This is a genomic window from Pseudomonas sp. 1 (assembly GCF_056626735.1).
This window is the reverse complement of record NZ_JBWXMQ010000003.1, coordinates 167,813-194,078: the sequence shown is the minus strand read 5'-3', so window position 1 is coordinate 194,078 and position 26,266 is coordinate 167,813. Positions and strand designations below refer to the sequence as shown.

The window sequence follows — 26,266 nt, the reverse complement described above, 5'->3', positions numbered from 1 at the left end:
CTACCTGTCACAAAGCTCGTGCAATCTCTATTTGCGCGCATACCCGCTTGCTTGCCAGGAGTCTTATGACATGAGGCCAGAAATCGCTGTGCTGGATATACAGGGTCAGTATCGGGTTTACACGGAGTTCTATCGCGCAGACGCCGCAGAAAAGACCATCATCCTGGTCAACGGCTCGATGGCCACGACTGCGTCGTTTGCACAAACCGTGAAAAACCTGCACCCGCAATTCAATGTGGTCTGCTACGACCAGCCCTACGCGGGCAAGTCGAAAGTCCACAATCACCACGAGAAACATCTGACGAAAGAAGTCGAAGGTCTGATCCTGCTGGAGCTGATCGATCACTTCGCCGCTGAACACGTTTTGTCGTTCTCCTGGGGTGGCGCCGCGACCATGGTCGCCCTCGCCCATCAGCCTCGGCGAATCGAAAAAGCCGTGATCAGCTCGTTCTCCCCGGTGATCAACGCGCACATGCTTGACTACCTGGAACGCGGCGTCGAATGCCTCGGCCAACGTGACGGCGACCGGGTCGGGCACCTGGTCAATAACACCATCGGCAAACACCTGCCGTCGCTGTTCAAGCGCTTCAACTATCGCCACGTCAGCAGCCTGGCCGAGCACGAATACGGGCAGATGCATTTCCACATCAACGACGTGCTGCACAGCGACCGTCAGTGCTATCTGAACGCGGCGAAGAAAATCAACGTGCCGGTGCTGTTCATGAATGGCGAATGGGATGAATACACCGCCGCCGAAGACGCACGCCTGTTCGGCAACCACGTCGCGCAGAGCACCTTCACCACCCTGCAGGCCACCGGACACTTCCTCGACATGGAACACAAGTCCGCCTGCCGGGACAGCCAGAACGCCCTGCTCGGTTTCCTGAAACCGGCGCAGCAGGCCAGCCGAACGCGTTACCAGTTAGTCCAGGATCATCATGCATTGGCCATTTGAAACAGCGTCCTCGCGAGCAAGCCTGCAGAGCTGAGATTCAGCCGTCCTCCAGCCCGCAGCGCTTGCCCGCGATTGACCGATGTCGGCTCTGTTTCAGGACTTTCCGTAGTTCGCGTGCAAAGAAAACTTCAAATCCGTGGCCGAGTCTGGTACAAAGTCAGCCGCTCTGAGCGGGTGTCGTATAATGGCATTACTCCAGCTTCCCAAGCTGATAACGAGGGTTCGATTCCCTTCACCCGCTCCAACCGAATTCATGTCCTGCGTCGTGGTTTGACGAAGGATGCGCAAACAGAAAAAACCGGCCTTGATGGCCGGTTTTTTTGTGTCCGGGATTTAGTAGCGAGCAAGCCAGCTTTGAACCATTCAGAAACAACACGTTGATTGAATTCCCCCCATCTGCGCTTACGCTCCTGACAGTCAGTCACTCATGTCGTGAGCGCTCGTTATCGAAGCGTTCGGCTTCAAGGGAGAGATCCGCATGCCTCCCCGGCTGCTTCTAGGACAGAGGCGATCAAGGGTATGCGAAGGGTTTCGATGGAGTCTCAACGTAAAGCCAAGCTAAAGCGGTTTTAACACCGACAATTTAATTCTGAATTATTGTGTTTTATCGGCATTAATCGCAGATAACCCACATCAAAATGGAATTAACTGATTTGACGCAATGAAGGTTAACTCTATAATTTTGGGTATTAACCGACCTTTTATGCGACATAAGGCACACCATGCTGGAATTAAGCCTCAGCAAACCAAGCGAGATCGTCAAACGGCTCTGCCAACGCCTGCGCACAGAGCGGATAGCCCTGCAGATGACGCAAGCCGATGTGGCTGCTCGCGCAGGTGTCGGCACCAATACGGTGGCCAACCTTGAAGCCGGGCGCAATGTCAGTTTCGAAACCGTAGTCCGAGTGGCCATGGTTGTGGGGCGCGTCCAGGAAATCGAAGACCTGTTCTTGCCAAAACTGGACAGCCTGGACGACATCCTTCGTTACGAAGACAGCTCCAGGCGTCAGCGCATAAAAAGGAAATCAGGAAATGCTTGAACAAGTGGACGTCTACTACGATGGCTGGGGTGAACACCGGCGGTGGGGCACGCTCGTTTCCACGACGGCTATCACCGGTCGCCCACTGATCGTGTTCGAGTACAGCGACGAGGCAAAGAACAGAGGTCTGGAATTGTCGGCGTACAGACTTCCATTGGAAGGCCCCAAGTTACGGCGGGACTTTCCGCTCCATCAATTGGGTTTGCCTGGACCGGTCTACGATGCGCTGCCGGATGGCTGGGGCATGCTGCTGATGGATCGATTGTTCAAGCGGCGCGGCCTTAATTCCGCACGTATCGGCCCACTCGAGCGCCTCGCTTACATCGGCAACAATGCCATGGGCGCAATGTCATTCGAGCCGGTAGCACCCGAGGCGCTGGAGCCGCAAGTTGAGGTTTCCATTGATCTGCTGGCTGCCGAGGTGCAGGAAGTCCTCAAGGGTGAGGGTGGCGAGTTCTTGCAACAGCTGTTGCTGGTGGGTGGATCTCCGCAGGGTGCCAGACCAAAAGCCTTGGTCTATCGGGATCCGCGAACAGGCATCTTTACCACCATAGCCAGATCAGGCTTCGAGGCCTGGCTGGTCAAGTTTCCCGCCCGGCAGGAGCACCCCGAGGTATGTGCCATCGAAATGGTCTACGCCGAATGCTTGCGGATGTGTGGAATAAACACACCTGACACTCAGTACTTCAGCCTGCCAAACGGGCTGGCAGCGTTTGCTACCAAACGCTTTGATCGCGAAGACAACTTACGCGTGCCGATGCAAAGTCTCGCGGCCTTCACTGCCGCCGACTTCCAGAATGCCGGTGCGCTGGACTACGTCAACTTCTTGCGTGCGACCCATCTCTGCACCAATGACGTACGAGAGAAAGCGCTCGCGTTTGAGCGTGTAGTCTTCAACGTCGCGTTCAACAACCGCGATGACCACCCGAAGAACTTCGCCTACATCATGTCTAAATCGGGCCAATGGACGCTGGCGCCCGCCTACGATGTGACCTTCTGTGAAGGTCCCGGCGGATACCACCAGATGGACGTCATGGGCGAAGCATTGGAGATCGGACGAAAAGCCATGCTCGACCTTGCAGAGGAAGCGGAAGTATCGGCTGAAACGGCCGACGGCATCATCGCCCGATTCTGCGAGGTGGCTGATCAGTTCGCGACGATGGCAGAAAAGATGTACCCCGGCATCATCACTCAGGACACGTTGCGGACTATCCAGAAACGAATCGATGAAAACGTCGAGCGGCTTCGCTGAGATTGCTCTGCCAAAGCGCCAAAAATGAAAAAACCGGTCGCGATGACCGGTTTTTTTATACCTGCCAAAACATCTGCAAATCAGTCCTTCACCTCAACATGATCCAGCGCCTGATTCACCGCCAATTCCCCCAGCATCACCAGTTGCGCAATGCCTATCGCGGTTCTGCGGTGGGTGGGGTCGAGGGTGGCGGCGAAGTTGTTGAGCATCTCGGAGGCCGAGCCCAGGGACTCGCTGGCGTTGGCCAGCAGGGATTCGGTGTCGTAGGCCGGGTTGGCGAAGTACATCGGGTCGGGTTGGTTGGTCGTGCCCATGACATGGGCGCCTGGGCTGAGGTAGTGGTCGAGGGCGCGGTTGGCGGCGTCGTTGAGTTTTCTGCAGTCGATCGAGACGTACGGGGATGTTGGGTCGGTTTCGACGTCGGGGGGATTCGGGGTTGGCTTCTTCATAATGGCTTCTTTCTAGTCGATAGGTGGAGCTGACCTACTCGGTTCCAATCGAAGAGGTGGCAGCTGTACACGAGTTGGAACCCGGGCGAAAAAAGCCAAAAGCCCGACAGACTCGAAGTCTCTCGCGCACAGCCGCCATAACAGAGTGCGCACCATGAAGGCGGGCAAGCATACGTCATGAAAGCTGCTTTTGCTTTTTTGATAAGCCGCGGGGTTCCAATCCCGATCGCCGATTCATCAGCGACCCTCACAGGCTAGAGACCGCACTTCCGACGGACAACCTGAAAACCTTGTGGGAAGGATCAGCAAACAGGACCCACTCTTTAAACATCCCGAATCGAAAAACCGCGCTTACAGATCCCCAACACTCGTTCGGTTCTCACGCTCGCCACGACCCGCTAGCATTTCCCCATCGCCCACCACCCTCCCCCTGCGCGGCCATCGACGAATACGCGCCTTCACGTTTCGAGGGATTCAAATCCGTGGCCTCCGAGCCACCCAAATCAAATTCAAAAGAGCAGCAAACCCATGACCCAAAACATCTACGACGACCCCGATTTTTTCCAGGGCTACAGCCAGATGAACCGCTCCATCGGCGGCCTCGATGCCGCGCCGGAATGGCCGGCGCTGAAAGCTTTGTTGCCCTCCCTGCACGGTTTGCAGGTGGTGGATCTGGGCTGCGGCTATGGCTGGTTCTGTCGCTGGGCCAGCGAACACGGCGCAGCCGAGGTGCTGGGGCTGGATGTCTCGGAGAAAATGCTCGCACGAGCGAAGGAAACCACCTCGGCCGCGAAGATCCGCTACGAACGTGCCGACCTGGAACATCTCGACTTGCCTGCATGCACTTACGATCTGGCCTACAGCTCACTGGCCCTGCACTACATCAAGGATCTCTCGGGGCTGTTCGCCAAACTGCACGCGGCGCTTAAACCCGGTGCGCACTTTGTGTTTTCCATTGAGCATCCGATCTTCATGGCGCCGCGCAATCCGGGCTGGCTGGTCGACAGCGAAGGCCACAAGCGCTGGCCGCTGGACAGTTATCAGATGGAAGGCGAGCGGGTGACCAACTGGCTGGCCGACGGCGTAATCAAGCAGCACCGTACGGTCGGCACGCTACTCAACGCGTTGATCGACGCCGGGTTCACGATTCAACACGTCGACGAATGGGGCCCGAGCGATGCCGAAGTGGCCGCGCAACCAACGCTCGCTGAAGAGCGTGAGCGGCCGATGATGATGCTGGTCGCCGTACAGCGCTGACCGCCAAAGAAAGGGCCGATCAAATCGGCCCTTTTTTCATTTCAACGTGTGGCGACAATGAACAACCGTGGAAACGGCAACAGCACCGAACCATCCGCCAGTGCCGGATACGCCTTCGCGACCTCCGCCAGATAGTGCGCCAGATACTCCGCCCGCTCCGCTTCCGCCAGCGGGCTGAGGAACGGAATCAGACCGCTGCCCTTGAACCACTCGACAACGCCCGAAGCCCCGCCGGCCAACTGATGGTGATACGTGGTGCGCCACACATCGACCCGTGCGCAATGCGGACGCAGCATCGAAAAATAAGAACTGGCATCCGCCATCTCGGTCCGCTGCCCCGCCGCGCCCGCCAGTTTGTCGGCCCACGGCCCGTTGGCCGCCACTTCACGCATCAACCGATGGGACGGCTCGTTGAGGTTGTCCGGCATCTGAATCGCCAGACTGCCACCCTGCGCCAACTTGCCCGCCAGCGCCGGCAACAAGGTCGCGTGATCCGGCACCCACTGCAAAACGGCGTTGGCAAAAATCACATCGAACGGCCCTGCATCCGCCCATTGATCAATGTCCGCCACCTCGAACTGCAACTGCGGCAGACGCTTGCGCGCGGCATCGATCATGTCCGGCGAACTGTCGAGCCCCCGCACTTTCGCCCCCGGAAAACGCTCCACCAAAAGCTCGGTCGAGTTACCGGGACCACAACCGATATCAACCACGGAACGTGCATCGGGCGTCGGAATCGCCGCCAGCAAATCGCGGGCCGGGCGGGTGCGTTCATCTTCGAAAGTGACGTATTGCTTGGCGGACCAGGTCATTGCGTTCTCCTGTCGTGGACGTTTTGGCGAAACGTGCAAAAGCGGCTGCCGTCACGATACAGCGATCGTGTTTATCTGCCTTCCCCTACGTACGTCCGATATCGCCGGGAGCGCTGTCTTCACCATGCGCACAGGGATTCAGAAAACTGTAAGTAGAATTTTCACACGGCCCCCGATGTCTGAATTTCAAGCCCCCCAACAAGGAACACGGTCATGAAATTCGCAAAGGTTTCACAAACGCTGGCGCTCTGGGCCGGTAGCCCCAAGACGTTCATGGGGGCTTTGATTCTGATCGGGCTTTGGGGGTTGAGCGGGCCGATTTTCGATTACAACGACACCTGGCAACTGATCATCAATACCTCGACCACGATCATCACGTTCCTGATGGTGTTCCTGATCCAGAACACTCAGAACCGCGACACCGACATCATTCATTTGAAACTCGATGAGTTGCTGCGGGTAACCAAGGAAGCGCAGAACGCGATGCTCGGGCTGGAGTCGCTGGATCTCAAGCAGCTGGAAGCGCTGCGCCGGCATTACCGGGCAATGGGTGAAAACGAGGTGTTTGACCTGGAAGGCCTGGGGGACAAGAGCAAGCCGAAACAGAATCTGAACGACTGTTGAAGACAACAAAAACGGCGCCATGAGCGCCGTTTTCTTTACCTCGGCGTTAGCGACTGGCCAGGGCCTTGGCCATTTCCAGATGACTCTGCAATTTCGGCAGAGTCTCGTCGGCAAACGCCTTGATCTCCGGCACGTCGGTGGTCTGGGCTTCCTGCTGGATCTGCTCGATGGCTTCTTCAGTGGCCTTGACCTGGCTGGCGGCGTACGCCTGATCGAAGCTCGCGCCCTCTTTGACCTCCGGCATCAATGCCTTGGCCTTGTCGGCGACTTCTTCGCGGGGCGCGACCGGAAGATCCAGTTTCCTGGCAATTTTCGCCAGATGCTGGTTGGCGGTGGTGCGGTCGTTGATGACGACGATGGTGTAATCCTTGACTTCTTTGGACTCCGCCTTGCTGTGCGCCAGACGACTGGCCTCGATGTCGGCCATGCCTTTGGCCGAGGCTTCGTTGATGAAGTCGGCTGGCGACTGGGCAAACGCACTGCTGGCAAACAACCCCAACAGGCTGACAAAACTGATGCGGCGTACTCGGGTGGCCATCCGGCTCATGGTCGCGCCCTCCTTCTTTGCAGATTCAAGCGGGAGCTTGCGCCCCCGCCTCTCAATCAAAACAACCTTCGCCGACTACTTCGATTTCTGAGCAGGCTTGCGGCCCATGTCGGTTTTAGGCTCTTTGTCGACAGTCGTAGTGGTAGTTTTCCCACCTTTGCGACCGGCTTCAGACGCCTTCGTTCGATCGTTGGCGAAGTTTCCCGAGTTCGAGTTTCTTGAGTTAGGCATGATTCTCTACCTCTTGGCATTGATCGTAAGCGAGCAGGTGCCCGCCTAGATTGAGAATTTCCTCGCCGCCAAAGGTTTAGAAAAGTTGCGGTTGCCGCGACGAACGGTGAACCGCCAATCAGCTGTCCAGCCGCCGATGATTCTGGCGCTTGGCGCTGTACATGGCTTGGTCGGCGTGGCGGAACAGTTGCTGTTCCTCGTCGCCATGCTCGGGGTAACGGGCCACGCCAATGCTCGGTTCGATGTGCAGGTTGTGTCCGTCCAGGCGCATGGGTTGCACCAGTACCTGTCGGATTTTTTCCGCCACGCTGTCGGCATCGTCGGCGGCGTGGACGCTGTGCAACAGCACCACGAATTCGTCGCCGCCGATCCGCGCCACGGTGTCGGTTTCGCGCACACAGCCCTTGAGCCGGTTGGCCACCGTCTGCAGCAGCATGTCACCGACCCCATGACCAAAGGTGTCGTTGACCTGTTTGAAGCGATCCAGATCGACATACAGCAGCGCCATGTGCCCGGACTGTTCCCGCGCACGGCTCAGCGCAGCCTTGAGGCGGTCGCGCAGCAGTTCGCGGTTGGGCAATTGGGTCAGTTGATCGTATTGCGCCATGCGCCGCAGACGAGCGTGCAGTCGCTGGCGTTCGATGGCGGTAGCGACCTGGGCGCAGACGTATTGCAGCAATTCCTTGTCGCGCTCGGTGTAGCGCTCGCCGCCGGGCAGGCTTTTGACGATCAGTGCGCCGATGGTGCGGTCTTTCGAACTCAGCGGCACGCCGAGCCAGCACGGTGATTGCTGACCGGCTACCAGCGCTGCGAACTCCGGCGGCGCGTGTGGGCAATCCGGGGTCAGGAGGATCGGCTGGCCGCTGCGAATCACTTCCGTACACAAGCGCCCGGTGACGGTGCCGGGTTGCTCCGGTTGCAACTCGTTATCGTCGACGTGATAGGGAAAGTTCAACTGCGCGCAATGTTCGTCGTACAGCGCCACGGAGAAATTCAGCGCCGGCAGCCACTCGCCAATAATCATGTGGATGCGCTTGAACAGCGCCAGCAGATCCTCCGCCGCATGGGCCGCTTCGGAGATCGCGTACAGCGCCGCCTGTCGGGATTCGGCCAGTTTGCGTTCGGTAATGTCACGGGCCACGGCGATGCGCAGTTGATCGACTTCCGACCAGCGCGCCGACCACAGAATGTGCACGACGCTGCCGTCCTTGCGTACATAGCGGTTTTCGAAATTGAGCTTGGGTTCGCCGCCCATGATGTCGCTGGCGGCGGCCAGGGTGCGCTCTCGATCCGCCGGGTAGACGTAATCGATCATCGCCTGGCCGATCAGTTCGTCAGGCGTGTAACCGAGAATCCGCTCGCAGGCCGCACTGACAAAAACGAAACGACCTTGCTTGTCGACCGCGCAAACGGCGTCCAGCAACAGATCGATGTAACTCGCCAGCGGCGCGGAATTTCGGCTTTCCATGGTTCAGCGTAGGTGTCCGGGCAATGCAGCACTGTTCAACCATCCATGACCTTGACCTCGCATCCCTGCGACTGTTTTCAAGCCTTGTTCGGCATCAACCCCGGCAGCGCATGCACCAGCGCGTTGATGGCAAAACCGATGAACATGATCCCGCACAACCGGGTGATCGCCAGTTCGTGGCGCTGATACAGCGTACGCACCTGCCGCGCCCCGACGATGCCAATGAGGATAGCGTAGGCGAGCAATCCGCCGAGGAAACTCAAGGCGATCAGCATCGGCAGCATCGACCAGTTAAGCAGTTCGGCGCGGCTCGACAGCAACGCAGTGAACGTCGCCACCGCCACCGGGTAGGCCTTGGGGTTGGTCAGCCCGAACAGGATGCCGTGCCAGAACGGCTGACGCGCCGCACCCTGCGGCTGTTCGCCGTTGCTGCGTTTGGCCCGCACCGCGCGCCAGCCGAGCCAGAACAGGTACAGGCCGCTGAGTACGCCGAGCACATCGAACGCGGTGCTGCCGATTTCCCGGGCGCCGACAATCGCAATCAACGCGGTGCTGCACCAGATCACATCGCCCAGCAGATGCCCGCACAAGAACCCCGCCCCGGCCCGCCGCCCACGTGCGGCGCCGATGCCGAACACCGCCAGCACACCCGGCCCAGGCGTGATGCCGTAGATGAAACCCGAGGCCAGCACGGCCATTAGCAACGATGGAGTCATGGAAAACCTGCAAGTCCCGGAAAACGTGGCCGCCAGTCTATCCCAGCGGTTTGTGGATATTCACGGCTCGTTGAAAAAACGCATGCCCGCGTAGGGCTTTTGCCGACACGCGGCCAACCGCGAAGCGAGATCACCGACGTGGGCTTCGAGCTTGTGACCGTCCGGGTCGAGGAAGTAGAACGACGCGCCTTCACTGCGGTTGTCGCGCCACTCCTGCACGTTGGCGGCACGAAGCTGCTGCACGAACAGCGCAAAGTCCGCAGCGCCAATGCTGAAGGCGTAGTGGGTGTAGTCGGCGGCGGGCTCGGGATGGCGCTTCGTATCAAGCGACAGGCACAACCACAGGCCCGGAAGCGACAGATAGGCACCGGCGTCCCAGATGGCCTCGACGCGCAGCTTCAGCACATCGCGGTAGAACGCGAGGCTGCGATCCAGGTCGCTGACGGCGAGGGTCAGGTGGTTGAGGCCGGTGAGCATCGGTCAGTAACCTCTGAGGTCTTCGGGAATGGTGTATTGCTTGCCGTCGTAGGTCAGGGTGATTTGGGTTTTAGTGAGGTCGGTGGTTTTGGAAACGCACTCTTTGCCTGACTGGGTCGAGGTGTACACCACACCACTTGAGGAAACGATCAGGTCAGCGAGGCCATTATGGCTGGATGGGCCGATTTCCAAGGTCCTGAGGATTTTCGTGTCCCTGGTTTCGCACTCCCCCGTACCCTCGCCGAACTCCTTGCGAATGACCAGACCTTCCAGCACCGGGCGCAACTTGCTGCCTTCGCGCACATACAGCGCCAGATCGGTTTTTGCGTAGGGGTTGGCCCGGGAAAGCTGATCCGCAAACGTCGAACGCAGGCCAAATGCGCGAACGTCGGACGCCAGGCGGTAGCGAGCCGTGTCGATGGTCAGATCCTCGAAACGAATGGCATCGGAGTTGTAGGCTCCAGGCTTGGCGTAAGTCGCCAACGGCTTGGCATTCGCGGCGTTGAGGAGCGACAACTCCAGATCGAACACGCCGTCGTGATCACCTTCGGAGTCGGACACGAATGTGGACTTCGCCGAAATCGCCTTGTCCGGGAAGGCCGGCCACACTTTGCAGCGTGACAGGGAGTGACCGTCGAATTTCTTTATCTCACAGGCGGCATGGGCCTGAGTGGCGACGGCCATAAAACCGAGGGCGATGAAAAGTCGGGTTGGGCTGAGCATTGTTCTTCCTTGAAATAAGTCGCGTTGGCTCTGTATCACTCGATGGCTTTGAAACCTTTAGGCAGGACGTAGGATTTTCCGTCGTAGCAAAGGGCTGTCAGCACCATCCCGCTACCTCAGAACTCACGCCCCGCTCCTTGATATTTTTCAGCCGCGCACTATCCCCTGCTCAATCCGCCGATTCAACCAGTTCAACGCCTGATCCCCGCCGCGCCGTTTGTGCCACGCCGAGACAAACGTGAACGGCGCGATTTCAAACGGTGGCGGCACGACGATCAGTGAGTCGTCATGCACCTCATTCAACGCCCGCGAGGCCACGGTCAGGATCAGGTCCGTGCCGCTGATGAACTGCGGCGCGACGCTCCAGTGCGGCAGGCTGATGGCGACGCGACGGCGTTCGCGCAGGGCGGTCAGGGTGCGTTCGATTTCCGGGGTGCCGCTGCCGCGCATTTCCAGCAAGACATGGGGACGGGAGAGATAGGTTGGCAGGTCGAGAACACCTCCGGCGGGAAGGCTATGGCGATCCAGAAGGCAGACGTAGCGTTCCTCGAACAACGGCGTGCTACGCAGTTCACCGGGCAGTTCCGGGAGTACACCGGCAGCGAGATCGATGTCGCCGTTGAGCAGACCTTCGACCATGCCTTCGCGGCTGGCGTGACTGATTTGCAGATCGATACCCGGCGCTTCCGCGCGCAAGGTGCGAATCAGTCCGGGCAGGATGATCGCCGCGCCGTAGTCCGACATCGCAAGGCGAAAAATCCGACGGGCGCTGGCCGGATCAAAGGTATTCGGCGCCAGCAACGATTGCACCTGAGCCAGGGTTTCTGCCAGCGGTGCCGCCAGCTCCAGCGCTCGCGCAGTGGGCACCAGCCCCGAACCGGCACGCACCAGCAATGGATCACCGAGCAAGTCGCGCAAGCGCGCCAACGCGTGGCTGACCGCCGGTTGACTCAGGTGCAGACGCTCGGCAGCGCGGGTCACGTGTTGCTCGCTTAGCAACGCGTCCAGAATCACCAGCAGGTTGAGATCGATGCGACGCAGATCATTCATTCGATGCATGTTCCGGATACCAAAACAGAATTTAAATCTGCGCAACGAATACCCTAGAGTCCAGCAAAACCTTGCAGGAGAACGATCATGGGGACGATGCAGTGGGTCGGATTGCTGTTATTGGCGGTATTCGCCGGGGCGGTGGTGCCGTTTCAGAGTGCGATCAACATCAATCTGGCGCGGGGGTTGGGGCATCCGCTGTGGGCAACGCTCACCTCGCTTGTGGTGAGCGTGCTGGTGTTGTTGCCGGTGATTGTCGCGCTGCGCCTGCCGTTGCCGTCGCTGGCCCTCGCCAGCAAGCTGCCGTTTTGGATGTGGACCGGTGGCGCGTTCGGGGTGTGCTTTGTCGCATTGGCGGTGGTGTTGCTGCCGAAGTTGGGGGCGTCGGGATTTCTGGCGCTGGCCCTGGCCGGGCAAATGATCACGTCAATCGTGCTGGATCACTTTGGCCTGTTCGGATTGGTGGAGAAACATCTGACCTTGCCGCGCCTGTTCGGCGCGGTGTTGTTGATGGCTGGAGTGGTGCTGATTCAGTTTGGTGACTCGGCTGCCAGGTCCCTGTCAGCGGCGAGCTGATCGTTCGCGTTACAAGAACGACCAGCCCGTGATCTCAGTACTTGTCCAGCGTGCGCAGCTTCTGCGGCAAGCCCCACAACAGCAACGCCGCCGCGATCAGCGCCGCCACGCCGATGACATACAACGCCGGTGTGGTGCTGCCGGTCAGATCCCTGATCCGGCCGACCATTACCGGGCTGACGATGCCGCCGAACTGCCCCAGGGTGTTGATCACCGCAATCCCGCCCGCCGCACCGGCTCCAGCGCCGGCCAGCAACTTCGGTGGCAGGGTCCAGAAACTCGGAATCGACGCGATGATCCCGGCGCCCAGCAATCCAAGGGCGACGATCAGGAACGTGGTGTGGCTGGCGAAAATCCCCGCACTGAAGAAGCCGATGGCGCCGACAACCACCAGCCCCGCGACAAACTTGCGCCGCTCCCCGGTGGCATCTGACAGACGACCGATCACCACCATGCTGATCGCACCGCAAACGTACGGAATCGAGGTCAGCAGACCGATCATCACCGGGCTTTCGGTGCCGGCACTGCGGATCAGTTGCGGAGCCCAGAAATTCAGGCCGTAGGACGCGACCTGGATCAGGAAGTAGATCAGCCCCAAGGTCAGGAAACCCGGAATCTTCAGCGCCGCCAGCAACGAACCGCCGCTCTTGTGCGGTTCGTGATGGGCGATGCGGCTGGCCAACAGTTTTTTCTCATCCGGGGTCAGCCAGTGAGCGTCCTCGATGCGGTCCTTGAGCAAGGTCAGCACCAGAAAACCCAGACCGACGCAAGGCACACCGCCAAGCAGGAACAACCAGTGCCAGCCGCGCATTTGCAGCACGCCGTCGAGGTGTTCCAGCACCAGTCCGGAGAACGGCGCGCCGACCAGTCCGGCAAACGCCGAGGCCAGGAACAGCATCGAAGTGATGCGGCCACGGAAGTGCTGCGGGAACCACAGCGTCAGGTAATACAGCACGCCGGGGGCGAAACCGGCCTCCATCGCCCCGATCAGAAAGCGCAGCACGTAGAACTGCCATTCGCTGGTGACGAACACCATCAGCGCCGTCGCCACGCCCCAGGACATCATGATCCGGGCGATCCAGCGCCGCGCGCCGACCTTGTACAGCATCATGTTGCTCGGCACTTCGAACAGCACGTAACCGACCACGAACAGACCGGCACCGAGACCGTAGGCGGTGTCACTCAGGCTCAGGTCAGCCTGCAACTGAAACTTGGCGAAGCTGATGTTGATGCGGTCGAAGAAGGCGAACAGGTAGCAGACCATGATCAACGGCATCAGGCGCCAGGCGACCTTGCTGACCAGGGCTTTTTCGGCGTCGTGATCGACGGACGGGCTCGCGCCCGCCTCCATAACATTGAGGCTCATAGTTTTTTCTCCAGGCGGACTGCCGGTGGGCGTCCGATTGTTGTTGTTGTCTGGTTCGGGTGAGTCGGTGAGCGTGTGAAATCAGGTGGGGATCGGGTGCAGATCGCAATTGCGTCCGGCCTTGGCCAGTTGCCCCGGCACTTCGTGGCCCAGCAGCGCGGGCAAACCACGGGACAGTTTCAGCAGCAGCGGCAGATCGATGCCGGTGGGAATGCCGACTTCATCGCAGAGGTTCACCAGGTCTTCGGTGCAAATATTGCCCGACGCACCCGGTGCAAACGGACAGCCGCCGAGCCCGCCCAACGCCGCGTCGAAACGCCGGGCACCTGCTTCGTAAGCCGCCAGTACATTGCACAGACCCAGGCCTCGGGTGTTGTGGAAATGCAGGGTCAGGTCCGCCGCCGAAACGCGCTGCAATACCCGTCGCACCAGTCGATCGACCTGTCGCGGATTGGCCATGCCGGTGGTGTCGGCCAGGGTGATGCCCTGAATCCCGAGCGCCCGATAGGCCTCGACAATTTGCAATACACGGTCTTCGTCGATCGCGCCTTCGAACGGGCAACCGAAGGTCGTCGCGACACTGCCGTTGAGCCGCACGCCCGAGCCGCTGGCGAAACTCACGATTTCGCCGAACGCCGCCAGCGAAGCTTCGCAACGCATGCGCATGTTCGCCAGGTTGTGGGTCTGGCTGGCGGACATCACCAGGTTCAGTTCATCGGCGCCGGACTCCAGCGCCCGTTGCGCGCCCTTGAGGTTGGGAATCAGCGCGACGTAAATCACCCCCGGCTGACGCTCAATGCCCTTGAACACCTGCTCGCCATCACGCAGGGCCGGGATCGCTTTCGGCGAGACGAACGAGCCGGCCTCGATGCGGCTGAATCCTGCCTGTGACAGCTGATCGATCAGGGCGATCTTGTCTTCGGTTTCGACCCAGGTCGGTTCGATTTGCAGGCCGTCCCGGGGCGAGACTTCCTGGACGATCAGGGTCTGCGAGTAATCGCTGATCATTGCACCACCCCCTGGCTTTTCAGGCGTTCGATGTCCGAGGCGGTCAGACCAAGGCCTGCGAGAATGCCGTCGGTGTGCTGACCAAGGCCGGGGCCCGACCAGTTCACCCCGCCGGGGGTTTCCGAAAGCTTGGGCACGATGCCCGGCATCTTCACGCTCGCCCCGCCGGGCAGTTCGGCGTCGAGCAACATGTCCCGGGCCTGATAGTGCGGATCGGCAACAATATCGGCCACCGAGTAGATGCGGCCGGCCGGCACTTCGGCGGCTTCCAGCGCCGCCAGTACATCATTGATCGGCAGGCTGCTGGTCCAGTGGGTAATGGCGGCGTCGAGCAGACCGCTCTTCGCGGCGCGGCCGTCGTTGTGGGCGAACTCTTCGGCGTCGGCCAGATCATCCCGACCGATCACCTGCATCAGGCGCTTGTAGATCGGATCGCTGTTACCGGCGATCACCACGTAGGCGCCATCGGCCGTGAGGTAGGTGTTGGAGGGTGCGATGCCCGGCAACGCGCCGCCGCTGCGTTCGCGGACATGGCCGAGCATGTCGTATTCCGGCACCAGGCTTTCCATGACGTTGAACACGCTTTCGGCCAGTGACACGTCGACAATCTGCCCGCCGCCCTGCCCGGTCTTGACCCGCAGCAGCGACATCAGCGCGCCGATCACCGCGTGCAGCGAAGCCAGCGAATCGCCAAGGCTGACACCGACTCGCGCCGGTGGCGAACCGGGGGTACCAGTGGTGTAGCGAATGCCGCCCATGGCCTCGCCGATCGCACCGAAGCCGGGGCGGTCGCGGTAAGGGCCGGTCTGGCCGTAGCCGGAAATGCGCACCAGGGTCAGGTCGGGATTGAGCGCGTGCAGCACGTCCCAGCCCAGGCCGAGTTTTTCCAGGGCGCCGGGGCGCAGGTTTTCGATGATCACATCGGCATCACGGGCCAGTTGCTTGACCAGTTCGATGCCTTCGCCGGATTTCAGATTGAGCGCCAGGGATTTCTTGTTGCGCGATTGCAGGTACCACCACAGCGACGTTCCTTCGTGCAGCTTGCGCCATTTGCGCAGCGGGTCGCCCTGACCCATGGCTTCGATCTTGATCACCTCGGCGCCGAATTCGGCGAGCATGCGCGCGGCAAACGGCGCAGCAATCAGGGTGCCGATTTCGATCACTTTGATCGCACTCAGAGGAGCAGTCATCGCGGGGTACCTCTTGTTCTTGGAATTGCGGCCAAGGCTAGAGGAACGTCATGACTGCAATCCAGCCGTCACTCGGCAACGGGCGTTCGCCAAACGCGAACGCTCAGCCGGCTGCGCGCAAATGCTCGAACAGGATCCGGCTCACGGGCGACAACCCGGCCTCGTCACGCACCACCACGATAAGGTCGCGATCCGACCAGCCATCGGTCAGCGGCACCGCTTGCAGCCCCAGCGCCCGACCAAACAATTCATACGCCCGCTGCGGCAGGATGCCGATGCCCATGTTGGCCTGCACCATCCGGCACACCGCGTCGAAACCCGGCACATGAATGCGTATGCGCAGCACCTTGCCGGCCTGCCGCGCGGCGGCGTGGGTGCGCATGTTGATCGAACTGGCGGCATGCAGGCCGACGTAATCGCTGTCGAGGGTTTCGCTGAACGCCATGGATTCACGCACTGCCAGCGGATGCTCGGGCAACATCACCACCACCAGTTTGTCCCGGCGATAGCACACGCTGTGCAGGCCTTTGATATCACTGTCGCTGGAGCAGATACCCAGATCCGCCACGCCATCGAGCACACCCTGGATCACTCCGGCACTGGGCCGTTCTTCGAGGTCGGTCTTGACCTGCGGGTGTTGCGCGGCGAAGTCACGCAGGTCCTCGGGGAGAAATTCAATGATCGCCGACAGGTTCGCCAGCATTCGTACATAGCCGCGTACACCGTGGCTGTGCTCGCCCAGTTCCAGGCCCATTTTCTCGACGTTGAACAACATCCGCCGGGCGTGGTGCAACAGGGTTTCGCCGGCCGGGGTCAGGGTCATGCCTTTCGCCTGACGCACGAACAGGCTGATCCCCAGCGCTTCCTCCAGCTCCATCAAGCGCTTGCTCGCCGCCGACACGGCAATCGCCTCGCGGGACGCGGCACGGGTCAGCGTGCCTTCCTCGTGCACGGCGACGAACAGTTGCAGGGTGATCAGGTCGAGGCGGCGGGTCAGGTTTTTCTGCAACATGAGGCACTCGTTAACAGGGTTCGCGGACCCCGGCAGGATAACCGCGTTGCTCTCGATGCAGGCAGTCAATTGCCCTACAACCAAGGGTTACATTCCCCTACAAAAAAAACTCAAACAACGCTCAAGGCTATCGGATACAGCCGATTCTGACCCCGCATCGCCCTCTGTAAAGTCTGGCAACACACACAAATTGAAACACCCCATGGATTGCCATGCTCAAGGAGAGCTGCTTTGAACAATCTGCCCGATACCACCGCCCACACTTTCCCCCACTATCGCAAAGTCATCGCGCTGGCCGACCACGACCGGGAGGCTGCCGAAGCCGAAAAAATCGCCGCCCTCAACGTCGAAGTCAAAGGCTGCAACCACTTGCTCGATCAGCACGGGCGCCAGTTCCATCATTTCTGCACCACGTCCTATCTGGGTCTCGATCACCACCCTGCCCTGCTCGAAGGTGCCATCGCGGCGTTACGGGAAACCGACACACTGCGCGTAGCCAACTCGAAAAACCGCTGCAAGCTGGCGCTGCTCGACCGATACGAAAGCGAGCTGTCGCAATTGTTTGGCGCGGTGTGTCTGAGCACTTTGTCCTGCAGCGCCGCCAGTGCCGGGATCCTGCCGCTGCTGGCCAGTGGTGTGTTTACCCAGGGCCGTCCACCGGTGATGGTGTTCGATCGTATGGCTCACTATTCGATGAATCACCTGAAGGCCAGTTGCGCCGATGAAACCCAGGTATTGACCTGCCCCCACAACGACATGGATTTTCTCGAGTCGGTGTGCCAGCGTCATTCAACCGTCGCCTTCGTTGGCGACGGTGCCTACAGCATGGGCGGCGTGGCCAATCTGGACGGCCTGCTGTACCTGAAAGAGCGTTACGGCCTGTTTCTTTATCTCGATGACTCCCACGCGTTGTCGGCGGTGGGTAGCAACGGCGCCGGTCTTGTACGGCCAAGAATGCCGACGCTGGAGGAGGACTGCCTGATCGTCTCGTCACTGGCCAAATCGTTCGGGGCCAGCGGCGGCCTGGTGATGCTCGGCAATGAGCGGCAGAGGAAACTGATTCAGCGTTACGGCGGGCCGAGCAACGGGTCGCAAAGCCTCAATCGCGCGGCCATCGGTGCGGGCCTTGCCTCAATTCAGCTGCATCGCAGTGCAGAGCTGCGTGCGTTGCAGATTCGGCTCCAGAGCAATATTCGCCTGTTCGACAGTTTGGTGAGCACCGAACAGCACGGCAGCCCCATGGCCATCCGTTTGATCAACTGCGGCGAGGCTGCCCTGGCCACTCGAATTGCCATTGAACTGGCCGAACACGGCTTTTTCACCAGCGCGGTGTTTTTCCCGGCGGTGGCGCAAGGTAAAGCCGCGATCCGCGTGACCCTGCGCGCCGACATGGAATCAACACTGATCCACCACTTCTGTGATTTGATCACCGGACTGTTACTGACTCACGGCGGTCATCGCGACCCACGAGGTTCACACCCGATCGCCAGTCCGCTTAAAACGCACTGCGGAAAATCTCCTCGATCTGCCGTTGATCCGCAGCGCGCGGGTTGGTGAAGCCGCAGGCGTCTTTCAGGGCGTTGGCGGCGAGTACCGGAATGTCGGTGCACTTGGCGCCCAGATCGCGCAGGCCACCGGGGATCTCGACGTCTCTGGCCAGGCAACGGATCGCATCGATCGCGGCTTTTGCACCCTCCTCCGGACTGAAACCACGAATGTCGGCCCCCATGGCGTGGGCTACGTCGGTGAGGCGATCGGCACAGACCAGCGCGTTGAACGTCTGCACATGCGGCAACAACACCGCGTTGCACACGCCGTGAGGCAGATCGTAGAAACCGCCCAACTGGTGCGCCATCGCGTGCACATAGCCGAGCGAGGCATTGTTGAACGCCATGCCCGCGAGGAACTGCGCGTAGGCCATGTTTTCCCGCGCGGCCAGATCGCTGCCGTCACGCACGGCCAGGCGCAGATTGTTGCTGATCAAGGTCATGGCCTTCAGTGCGCAGGCATCGGTGATCGGGTTGGCAGCGGTGGAGACGTAGGCTTCGATCGCATGGGTCAGCGCGTCCATGCCGGTGGCGGCGGTCAGGCCTTTCGGCATGGCGACCATCAGCGCCGGGTCGTTGACCGACAGCAGCGGCGTGACGTTGCGGTCGACGATGGCCATTTTCACGTGGCGGGTTTCGTCGGTGATGATGCAGAACCGGGTCATCTCGCTGGCGGTGCCGGCGGTGGTGTTGATGGCGATCAGCGGCAGTTGCGGCTTGGTCGATTGATCGACGCCTTCGTAGTCGCGGATCTGCCCGCCGTTGGTCGCGCACAACGCGATGCCCTTGGCGCAGTCGTGGGGCGAGCCGCCGCCCAGCGACACCACGAAATCGCAGCGGCTGTTCTTGAGCAGCGCCAGTCCCGCCTCGACGTTGGCGATGCTCGGGTTGGGTTTGGCGCCGTCGAAAATCACTGAATCGATGTCCTGCATCGCCAGTTTCTCGGCGATCATCGTCGCCACGCCGGCCTTGGCCAGCCCGGCGTCGGTGACGATCAGCGCCTTGCGAAAACCGTAATTGCGGATCGCAAGCATGGCTTCGTCGAGGCAGCCGCTGCCCATGATGTTGACTGCTGGAATGAAAAAGGTGCTGCTCATGGCGCGTCTCCTGACAGGGACCAAATCGACTTCTGCGATCCGGCGGGTGCACACAGGATCGACTGATCGGTCACGGCGGATGTTGATCTGGCTCAATGCCCGCTCGTGATAAAGTCGCCGTCCATCTGCCCCTTTGTTTTGAGACGTGCCCTGCAATGACTGATTTTCTGGATGTCGACGCCACCCTCGAAGACTGGAACGCGTTGCGCGCCACCACCGACTTCAGCGGTCTGCTGCTGGGCAATGGCGCCAGTCGCGCGGTGTGGGACGACTTCGGCTACGACTCGCTGTTCGAAAACGCCCGCACGGTGGAAGAAAAACCGTTGAGCCCGTCGGAACTGAGCGTGTTCGACGCGATGCAGACGCGTAGTTTCGAGCAGGTACTCGGCGCGCTGAAAACCACCAGCCGGGTCAACAAGGCGCTGGCCGTCAGCTCGGCCGCGCCGCGCAACCGCTACTACGCGATCAAGGAAGCGCTGATCAATACCGTGCACGCGGTACACATCCCGTGGCGGCTGATCGAAGCCTCGACCCTGGCGACGCTGAACAGTGAACTGGCAAGTTATCGCACGGTGTTCACCACCAATTACGACTTGCTCAATTATTGGGCCCTGCAACATCAGGGCGAGGCGATCGACGACCTGTTCAACGGCCCCGATGCGAGTTTCGATCTGTGCACCAGCCACACTGAAAAACCGCGCCTGCTGTACCTGCACGGCGGCCTGCACCTGGTGCGCAACCAGGACGGCACCGCCCGCAAGCTGACCGCCACCGAGGGCACGCTGCTCGGCAATTTCGCGATCAACAACACGCTCAAGACGCTCGACGACGTGCCGCTGTTCGTCAGCGAAGGGCCGAGCGCGGACAAGCTCAAGACCATCCGCAGTTCCGATTACCTGTCGTTCTGCTACGACCAGTTACTCGGTCACGGCGGCAGCCTGTGCATCTTCGGCCATGCCCTCGGCGAACAGGACAGCCACCTTGTGCGCGCCCTGCGTCTGGCGAAACCGAAGACCGTGGCGATCTCGATCTACCCGCGCAGCGCGGCGTTCATCCAGCACCAGAAACGGCATTACGCGAAGGTGTTCGACGGAACCGGCGTGGAACTGCGGTTCTTTGATTCGAAGTCCCATGCCCTGGGCAACCCGAAGCTGTCAGTGCCGGTCGAGGACTGATCATTCCTCGCTGCTGTGCACCACCACCAGCAACTGCGCCTGCACCTCGCCCACCGAGCGGATGCGATGGGGTTTCTGTGCATTGAAGTGCAGCGCATCGCCCCGCTCCAGTACAACCCTTTCGTTCACGAAGTCGACTTCGACCTGGCCTTCGTGGACGAACAGAAACTCCTCGCCCAAGTGTTCCTTGAAGGTTTTGTCGGTGAATTCGCTCGGCGGGTAAATGATGAACGGCAGCAGGCTGCGCTCGCTGACCTGATGGGCCAGCACCGCATAACCTGGGCTGTGGTCGTTGGCCGCCAGCGACTGGCGTTCGTGGCTGCGCACCAGGCTGTAGCTGTCGAGGCTGACGTTGTCTTCGGAGAACAATTCCTCGACTTTCACGTTCAGCGCCTTGGCCAGTTTCAGCGCGGCGGCAATCGACGGCGTGTTCAAGCCGCGCTCGACCTTAGACAGGTAACTCTTGGTCATGCCGGATTTCTCGGCCAGCGCCTCAAGGGTTACGCCGAGTTTTTTTCTCAATAATTTCAAACGGATAGACATGCGAAGCGATTATTCCAGCAAAGGAAAGACGATTTGTCCTTGCCAATGACACAAAGTGTCATATAGCCTTTTAAGTGTCATCCATGGCAACCACCACAGGACACGGATATGGCGAAGACATTAGCACTACCCAAAGACGAACTGGTCAAGCAAGCGCTGACCCAGATGCAAAAAAGCCTGGCGGATAATACGTGGACAGACCGGCAAAAGCTGGCCCTGACCTGCCGGATCCTGTTCGAGAACGGCCACGATTCGGGCCTCGCCGGGCAGATCACCGCCCGTGGCCCGCAGCCAGGCACTTACTACACGCAGCAACTGGGCCTGGGTTTCGATGAAATCACCGCAAGCAATCTGCTGCTGGTCAACGAAGACCTGGAAGTGCTCGAAGGCCATGGTATGGCCAACCCGGCCAACCGTTTCCACAGCTGGGTGTACCGCGCCCGGCCGGACGTGAATTGCATCATCCACACTCACCCGACGCACATTGCCGCGCTGTCGATGCTGGAAGTGCCGCTGCAGATTTCCCACATGGACCTGTGCCCGCTGTACGAAGATTGTGCGTTCCTTGAAGGCTGGCCGGGCGTGCCGGTGGGCAACGAAGAAGGCGAATTGATTGCCGGGGCGCTGGGTGACAAGCGGGCGATCCTGCTTTCCCATCACGGTCAGCTGTCCACCGGCACGACCATCGAGGAAGCCTGTGTCATCGCCCAATTGATCGAGCGCGCCGCCAAACTGCAACTGCTGGCGATGGCCGCCGGGACGATCAAGCCGATCATCCCCGAGCTGGGTCGCGAGGCGCATGACTGGGTCTCGAAACCCAAACGCCACGCCGCAGCCTTCAACTACTACGCCCGGCAGAACCTGCGTCAGCACGCCGATTGCCTGAACTGAACACCTCATCCTTGCGGAGCACTCCCATGTCCAACATTCACGGCATCATCGGCTACACCATCACCCCGTTCGGCGCCAACGGCGAAGGCGTTGACCTGCCGGCCCTCGGCCGCTCGATTGATCGTCTGATTGCTGGTGGCGTCCACGCCATCGCGCCGCTGGGCAGCACCGGCGAAGGCGCCTACCTGAGCGATGCGGAGTGGGATCAGGTCGCCGAGTTCAGCATCAAGCACGTCGCCAAACGCGTGCCGACCGTGGTCAGCGTGTCCGACCTGACCACCGCCAACGCGGTGCGCCGCGCACGTTTCGCCGAAGCCCACGGCGCCGACGTGGTGATGGTGCTGCCGACCTCTTACTGGAAGCTCAGCGAAGCGGAAATCCTGGCCCACTACCGCGCCATCGGCGACAGCATCGGCGTGCCGATCATGCTCTACAACAACCCGGCCACCAGCGGCACCGACATGTCGGTGGAGCTGATCCTGCGCATCGTCAACGGCGTGGAAAACGTGACCATGGTCAAGGAGAGCACCGGCGACATCCAGCGCATGCACAAGCTGCAACTGCTCGGCGAAGGCCGGGTGCCGTTCTACAACGGCTGCAACCCGCTGGCGCTGGAAGCCTTCGTCGCCGGGGCCAGCGGCTGGTGCACGGCGGCACCGAACCTGATTGCGCAGCTCAACCTGGATTTGTACGAAGCCACGCTGGCAGGGGATCTGGGCAAGGCGCGTGAGTTGTTCTACCGCCAGTTGCCGCTGCTGGACTTCATCCTCAAGGGTGGCTTGCCAGCGACGATCAAGGCCGGTCTGCGCCTGACCGATCTGGAAGCCGGCGATCCGCGTTTGCCGGTGTTCCCGCTGAGCGAGGCCGGGTGTCATCAGTTGCAAGCCATTCTCAAAAGCCTGAGCTGATTTCGAGCCGCACACCCACCTGTGGGAGCCAGGCTCCCACAGGGTTTTGTGCTGGATTCAAAGCACCGGCAGGGTTTTGTCCTTGATCACCTTCGTCGGCCCGTTGGCCTTGACGCTGGCGATGCCTTTGGCGCACGCCGCGTCCGATGAATAGGATTCGCTGCTGCCGATGATCTGGTGATTGGCCGCCTTGAGGTTGAAGTAGGGATGGCCGTCCTTCGTCGCTTTTTTCTCGTAACGCTCGTCCAACGGGCTGTTGGCCTGCACCGAGGCGATGCCGCTTTCGGCGGCCGTGCGGCTGGTGTACAGCTCGCTGGTCAGAATGGTTTCGGCATTCGCCGCTTTCAGTACGAACTTGTACTGGCCGTTGCTGCTTTTGCTCAACTCATACCATCCGGACATGGTGTTTCTCCTTATCGATGGGTCACAGGGTGATTTTGGTTCCAAGCAGCCCGAGGAAACCCGCCAGCCATTTCGGATGCGCCGGCCAGGCGGGCGCGGTCGCCAGGTTGCCCTGGACGTGGCCGTCCGTGACCGGGATGTCGATGTAGGTGCCGCCGGCCAACCGCACTTCCGGGGCACAGGCCGGGTAGGCGCTGCACTCCCGCCCTTCGAGAATCCCCGCCGCCGCCAGCAGTTGCGCGCCGTGACAGACAGCGGCAATCGGTTTGCCGGCCTTGTCGAAGGCCCGCACCAGTTCCAGGACCTTTTCATTCAGCCGCAGGTATTCCGGCGCACGACCACCGGGCACCAGCAACGCGTCGTAGTCCTTGGCGTCGACCTTGGCGAAATCGAAGTTCAGGGCGAACTGGTGACCGGGCTTCTCGCTGTAGGTCTGATCGCCTTCGAAGTCATGAATCGCGGTGCGCACGGTCTTGCCGGCGGCCTTGTCCGGGCACACCGCGTGGACGGTGTGACCGACCATTTGCAGGGCCTGGAACGGCACCATCACTTCGTAGTCTTCGACGTAATCGCCGACCAGCATCAGAATCTTTTTCGCGGCCATGGGCAGGACTCCTCTGGTGAATGCACAGGAATATTCACAGTAGTCCAAGGACCGCGATGGCGTTCGCAAACTGTATGGATAACTCTGCGCTCAGCTGTAACAGCCCGATTGCCGTGGATTGTGGCTAGATGAAAGCACCTCCCTGCCACCTTTGAATCGGTTTGCCCTCATGTCTTCGCGCGAAAACACCGGCATGGCCCTCGGCCTGCTCGGCGTGGTGATTTTCAGCCTTACCCTGCCCTTCACCCGCATCGTGGTGCAGGAACTGCACCCGCTGCTCAACGGCCTGGGCCGCGCGTTGTTCGCGGCGATTCCTGCAGCGGCGCTGTTGTTGTGGCGACGGGAGAAGTGGCCGACCTGGAAGCAGGTCAAAGGCCTGAGCCTGGTGATCGCCGGGGTGATTCTCGGTTTCCCGGTGCTGTCGGCATGGGCCATGCAGACCTTGCCGGCGTCCCACGGCGCGCTGGTCAACGGCTTGCAGCCGCTGTGCGTGGCGCTTTACGCGGCGTGGCTGTCCCATGAACGACCGTCGAAAGCCTTCTGGGCCTGCGCCGCGCTGGGCAGTGCGCTGGTGCTGGGTTATGCGTTGTACACCGGCGCCGGCAGCATTCAGGCCGGAGACTTATTGATGCTCGGTGCGATTGCGGTGGGCGGTCTGGGATACGCCGAGGGCGGGCGGCTGGCCCGGGAGATGGGCGGCTGGCAGGTGATCTGCTGGGCGCTGGTGCTGTCGACACCGTTGCTGATCGGCCCGGTGCTGTACCTGGCGTTGCAGCATCAGGGCGCGGTGTCGGCGAAAACCTGGTGGGCGTTCGGTTACGTCGCACTGTTTTCGCAGTTCCTGGGGTTCTTCGCCTGGTACGCCGGGCTGGCCATGGGTGGCATTGCCCGGGTCAGTCAGATCCAGTTGTTGCAGATCTTCTTCACTATCGCGTTTTCCGCGCTGTTCTTTGGCGAACACGTGGAGCCGATCACCTGGCTGTTCGCCTGCGGGGTGATCGCGACGGTGATGCTCGGGCGCAAGACCGCGGTGCGCCCGGCTCAACCGGGCACATTACCCGCCGGGGTTCAGCTCAAGCCTTGAGCTTCAGCAGGCCGTCAGCGAGCAGCAGGGTTTCGAGGCAGTGCTCGCTGATCTGGTAGAACGCCTTCAACTCCTGAATCTTCACCAGCAGCTGAGTCGGGTCCACCGGCTCGGCGCGCTTGACCGCCAGAATCATCTTGTTCTTGTTGGTGTGGTCCAGGGAGATGAACTCGAACACCTTGGTCTCGTAACCGCAGGCTTCGAGGAACAGCGCACGCAAGCTGTCTGTGACCATTTCCGCCTGTTGGCCCAGGTGCAGACCGTATTGCAGCATCGGCTTGAGCAACGCCGGGCTCTGGATCTGCAAGCGGATCTGTTTGTGGCAGCACGGCGAGCACATGATGATCGAGGCGCCGGAACGAATGCCGGTGTGGATCGCGTAGTCGGTGGCGATGTCGCAGGCATGCAGGGCGATCATCACGTCAAGTTCGCTCGGCGCCACGCTGCGCACATCGCCGCATTTGAACACCAGCCCCGGGTGTTCCAGCTTCGCGGCGGCGGTGTTGCACAGGTTGACCATTTCTTCACGCAGCTCGACGCCGGTGACTTCGCCCTCGGCCTTCAGGGTGTTGCGCAGGTAGTCGTGAATGGCGAACGTCAGGTAACCCTTGCCCGAACCGAAATCCGCCACCCGCACCGGTTTGTCCAGGGCCAGCGGCGACGAGGTCAGCGCATGGCTGAAGACTTCGATGAACTTGTTGATCTGCTTCCATTTGCGCGACATCGCCGGGATCAGCTCGTGCTGCGCATTGGTCACGCCCAGATCCTTGAGGAACGGCCGGTTCAGATCGAGGAAGCGGTTTTTCTCGCGGTTATGCCCGGCGGACGGCACTTCGCGCAATTGCTGGGGTTTGCTCATGAACAGCGAGCTCTTGCCCTTTTTGCTGTATTCGAGCTGGGCTTCGTCAGTCAGCGTCAGTAAATGCGCATTCTTGAACGCCGTTGGCAGCAGCCCGGCAATCGTCGCCACCGCTTCGTCCAGCGGCAGGTTCTTGGTGATGTCGCGGGTCTTGTAGCGATAAACGAACGACAGGCACGGCTGCGCCTTGACCGTCACCGGTTTGATGATGATCCGCTGCAGATCCGCTTCTTCGCCGACGTACCTGGCCAGGACCAGTTTGATAAAGCCGTTCTGTTCGAGGCTGGTTTGCAGCAGCTCGATGAACCGGGCGTGATGATCGGGCGCCGGTTTGGCAGATGCGGAGGGAGCGGTAACGGACATGGGAAAAAGCGGCCTCGGACGGGCAAATCGGGAATGGCCG

The 26,266-nt window shown here is 60.7% G+C and carries 29 protein-coding genes and 1 tRNA gene; 12 read left to right on the top strand and 18 right to left on the bottom strand.

The genetic code is table 11. The annotated features are described in order from the left end of the window. Window positions 1–70: 70 nt before the first annotated feature. The 4 genes from AC1MDC_RS06420 (at window position 71) to AC1MDC_RS06405 (ending at window position 3,247) form a co-directional block, all read left to right on the top strand. A complete protein-coding gene (locus AC1MDC_RS06420; protein WP_480392689.1) occupies window positions 71–955 on the top strand; it encodes an alpha/beta fold hydrolase in 885 nt (294 codons plus the stop codon). Between the two features lie 170 nt (window positions 956–1,125). Further along, window positions 1,126–1,199 (top strand) — tRNA-Gly (locus tag AC1MDC_RS06415). Window positions 1,200–1,677: 478 nt separating this feature from the next. Next, the gene (locus tag AC1MDC_RS06410; protein WP_064384151.1) at window positions 1,678–1,995 is read left to right on the top strand and encodes a helix-turn-helix transcriptional regulator; all 318 of its coding nucleotides are present in this window, start codon (window positions 1,678–1,680) and stop codon (window positions 1,993–1,995) included. Then, window positions 1,988–3,247 (top strand): type II toxin-antitoxin system HipA family toxin, encoded by a 1,260-nt coding sequence (locus tag AC1MDC_RS06405; protein WP_480392688.1) that lies wholly within the window; start codon window positions 1,988–1,990, stop codon window positions 3,245–3,247. Before AC1MDC_RS06410 ends, AC1MDC_RS06405 begins: the two co-directional genes overlap by 8 nt. A gap of 80 nt (window positions 3,248–3,327) precedes the next feature. On the opposite strand, the gene AC1MDC_RS06400 is transcribed toward AC1MDC_RS06405, so the two are convergent. Further along, the gene (locus AC1MDC_RS06400; protein ID WP_480392687.1) at window positions 3,328–3,696 is read right to left on the bottom strand and encodes a DUF6124 family protein; all 369 of its coding nucleotides are present in this window, start codon (window positions 3,694–3,696) and stop codon (window positions 3,328–3,330) included. A gap of 528 nt (window positions 3,697–4,224) precedes the next feature. Between AC1MDC_RS06400 and AC1MDC_RS06395 the strand changes: the two genes are divergently transcribed. Further along, window positions 4,225–4,953: a class I SAM-dependent methyltransferase gene (locus tag AC1MDC_RS06395; RefSeq protein WP_480392686.1), complete on the top strand. Its 729-nt coding sequence runs from the start codon at window positions 4,225–4,227 to the stop codon at window positions 4,951–4,953. Window positions 4,954–4,994: 41 nt separating this feature from the next. On the opposite strand, the gene tam is transcribed toward AC1MDC_RS06395, so the two are convergent. After that, a complete protein-coding gene (gene tam, locus AC1MDC_RS06390) occupies window positions 4,995–5,765 on the bottom strand; it encodes a trans-aconitate 2-methyltransferase (protein WP_266202140.1) in 771 nt (256 codons plus the stop codon). 213 nt (window positions 5,766–5,978) lie between these two features. On the opposite strand from tam, the gene AC1MDC_RS06385 reads away from it, so the two are divergent. Further along, window positions 5,979–6,389 (top strand): low affinity iron permease family protein, encoded by a 411-nt coding sequence (locus AC1MDC_RS06385; RefSeq protein WP_085700567.1) that lies wholly within the window; start codon window positions 5,979–5,981, stop codon window positions 6,387–6,389. A 46-nt stretch (window positions 6,390–6,435) separates the two neighbouring features. Here AC1MDC_RS06385 and AC1MDC_RS06380 read toward each other — a convergent pair whose 3' ends face one another. The 7 genes from AC1MDC_RS06380 to AC1MDC_RS06350 form a co-directional block, all read right to left on the bottom strand. Further along, window positions 6,436–6,936, bottom strand: coding sequence for a DUF4142 domain-containing protein (locus AC1MDC_RS06380; protein ID WP_085700566.1), 501 nt, complete (start codon window positions 6,934–6,936; stop codon window positions 6,436–6,438). 75 nt (window positions 6,937–7,011) lie between these two features. Next, complete coding sequence (locus AC1MDC_RS06375) at window positions 7,012–7,167, bottom strand: KGG domain-containing protein (protein WP_077045875.1); 156 nt, start codon at window positions 7,165–7,167, stop codon at window positions 7,012–7,014. Between the two features lie 118 nt (window positions 7,168–7,285). Beyond that, entirely contained in the window at window positions 7,286–8,635 is a 1,350-nt protein-coding gene (locus AC1MDC_RS06370) for a sensor domain-containing protein (protein WP_085700565.1), read from the bottom strand. Between the two features lie 77 nt (window positions 8,636–8,712). After that, window positions 8,713–9,351, bottom strand: coding sequence for a LysE family translocator (locus AC1MDC_RS06365; protein ID WP_007957940.1), 639 nt, complete (start codon window positions 9,349–9,351; stop codon window positions 8,713–8,715). Window positions 9,352–9,411: 60 nt separating this feature from the next. Further along, on the bottom strand, window positions 9,412–9,828 hold the full coding sequence (gene fos, locus AC1MDC_RS06360) for a fosfomycin resistance glutathione transferase (protein WP_085703836.1): 417 nt from the start codon (window positions 9,826–9,828) through the stop codon (window positions 9,412–9,414). Window positions 9,829–9,831: 3 nt separating this feature from the next. Beyond that, window positions 9,832–10,551, bottom strand: a complete 720-nt coding sequence (locus AC1MDC_RS06355) for a PA3715 family protein (RefSeq protein ID WP_480392685.1) — start codon at window positions 10,549–10,551, stop codon at window positions 9,832–9,834. A 147-nt stretch (window positions 10,552–10,698) separates the two neighbouring features. Further along, the gene (locus AC1MDC_RS06350; protein ID WP_480392684.1) at window positions 10,699–11,610 is read right to left on the bottom strand and encodes a LysR family transcriptional regulator; all 912 of its coding nucleotides are present in this window, start codon (window positions 11,608–11,610) and stop codon (window positions 10,699–10,701) included. Between the two features lie 78 nt (window positions 11,611–11,688). On the opposite strand from AC1MDC_RS06350, the gene AC1MDC_RS06345 reads away from it, so the two are divergent. Next, a complete protein-coding gene (locus AC1MDC_RS06345) occupies window positions 11,689–12,177 on the top strand; it encodes a DMT family transporter (RefSeq protein WP_085700559.1) in 489 nt (162 codons plus the stop codon). Window positions 12,178–12,211: 34 nt separating this feature from the next. On the opposite strand, the gene AC1MDC_RS06340 is transcribed toward AC1MDC_RS06345, so the two are convergent. The 4 genes from AC1MDC_RS06340 to AC1MDC_RS06325 form a co-directional block, all read right to left on the bottom strand. After that, on the bottom strand, window positions 12,212–13,543 hold the full coding sequence (locus AC1MDC_RS06340) for an MFS transporter (RefSeq protein WP_085700558.1): 1,332 nt from the start codon (window positions 13,541–13,543) through the stop codon (window positions 12,212–12,214). Between the two features lie 81 nt (window positions 13,544–13,624). Further along, the gene (locus AC1MDC_RS06335) at window positions 13,625–14,551 is read right to left on the bottom strand and encodes a hydroxymethylglutaryl-CoA lyase (RefSeq protein ID WP_480392683.1); all 927 of its coding nucleotides are present in this window, start codon (window positions 14,549–14,551) and stop codon (window positions 13,625–13,627) included. Next, window positions 14,548–15,741, bottom strand: coding sequence for a CaiB/BaiF CoA transferase family protein (locus AC1MDC_RS06330; protein WP_085700556.1), 1,194 nt, complete (start codon window positions 15,739–15,741; stop codon window positions 14,548–14,550). Before AC1MDC_RS06330 ends, AC1MDC_RS06335 begins: the two co-directional genes overlap by 4 nt. A gap of 103 nt (window positions 15,742–15,844) precedes the next feature. After that, entirely contained in the window at window positions 15,845–16,753 is a 909-nt protein-coding gene (locus AC1MDC_RS06325; protein ID WP_085700555.1) for a LysR family transcriptional regulator, read from the bottom strand. Window positions 16,754–16,993: 240 nt separating this feature from the next. Here AC1MDC_RS06325 and AC1MDC_RS06320 point away from each other — a divergent pair, with 240 nt between their 5' ends. Next, a complete protein-coding gene (locus AC1MDC_RS06320; protein ID WP_480392768.1) occupies window positions 16,994–18,310 on the top strand; it encodes an aminotransferase class I/II-fold pyridoxal phosphate-dependent enzyme in 1,317 nt (438 codons plus the stop codon). On the opposite strand, the gene yiaY is transcribed toward AC1MDC_RS06320, so the two are convergent. Beyond that, complete coding sequence (gene yiaY / locus AC1MDC_RS06315; RefSeq protein WP_085700552.1) at window positions 18,249–19,397, bottom strand: L-threonine dehydrogenase; 1,149 nt, start codon at window positions 19,395–19,397, stop codon at window positions 18,249–18,251. The genes AC1MDC_RS06320 and yiaY overlap by 62 nt on opposite strands. A gap of 155 nt (window positions 19,398–19,552) precedes the next feature. Between yiaY and AC1MDC_RS06310 the strand changes: the two genes are divergently transcribed. Beyond that, window positions 19,553–20,572: a DUF4917 family protein gene (locus AC1MDC_RS06310; protein ID WP_480392682.1), complete on the top strand. Its 1,020-nt coding sequence runs from the start codon at window positions 19,553–19,555 to the stop codon at window positions 20,570–20,572. Here the strand turns inward: AC1MDC_RS06310 and AC1MDC_RS06305 are convergent, their stop codons facing one another. Beyond that, window positions 20,573–21,115 carry a helix-turn-helix domain-containing protein gene (locus AC1MDC_RS06305; protein WP_085700550.1) on the bottom strand — a complete coding sequence of 181 codons (543 nt, stop codon included), beginning with the start codon at window positions 21,113–21,115 and terminating at the stop codon, window positions 20,573–20,575. A gap of 108 nt (window positions 21,116–21,223) precedes the next feature. Between AC1MDC_RS06305 and AC1MDC_RS06300 the strand changes: the two genes are divergently transcribed. Both AC1MDC_RS06300 and AC1MDC_RS06295 read left to right on the top strand, forming a co-directional pair. Continuing rightward, window positions 21,224–22,006 (top strand): aldolase, encoded by a 783-nt coding sequence (locus tag AC1MDC_RS06300; RefSeq protein WP_085700549.1) that lies wholly within the window; start codon window positions 21,224–21,226, stop codon window positions 22,004–22,006. Window positions 22,007–22,032: 26 nt separating this feature from the next. Beyond that, window positions 22,033–22,914, top strand: a complete 882-nt coding sequence (locus AC1MDC_RS06295; RefSeq protein ID WP_480392681.1) for a dihydrodipicolinate synthase family protein — start codon at window positions 22,033–22,035, stop codon at window positions 22,912–22,914. A 57-nt stretch (window positions 22,915–22,971) separates the two neighbouring features. Here AC1MDC_RS06295 and AC1MDC_RS06290 read toward each other — a convergent pair whose 3' ends face one another. Continuing rightward, complete coding sequence (locus AC1MDC_RS06290; protein ID WP_085703844.1) at window positions 22,972–23,316, bottom strand: YegP family protein; 345 nt, start codon at window positions 23,314–23,316, stop codon at window positions 22,972–22,974. Between the two features lie 22 nt (window positions 23,317–23,338). Next, a complete protein-coding gene (locus AC1MDC_RS06285; protein WP_007957909.1) occupies window positions 23,339–23,920 on the bottom strand; it encodes a DJ-1/PfpI family protein in 582 nt (193 codons plus the stop codon). 169 nt (window positions 23,921–24,089) lie between these two features. On the opposite strand from AC1MDC_RS06285, the gene AC1MDC_RS06280 reads away from it, so the two are divergent. Beyond that, a complete protein-coding gene (locus tag AC1MDC_RS06280) occupies window positions 24,090–25,004 on the top strand; it encodes a DMT family transporter (RefSeq protein WP_064383007.1) in 915 nt (304 codons plus the stop codon). Here the strand turns inward: AC1MDC_RS06280 and AC1MDC_RS06275 are convergent. Beyond that, window positions 24,994–26,226, bottom strand: a complete 1,233-nt coding sequence (locus tag AC1MDC_RS06275; protein WP_480392680.1) for a class I SAM-dependent methyltransferase — start codon at window positions 26,224–26,226, stop codon at window positions 24,994–24,996. The genes AC1MDC_RS06280 and AC1MDC_RS06275 overlap by 11 nt on opposite strands. Between the last annotated feature and the right edge of the window lie 40 nt (window positions 26,227–26,266).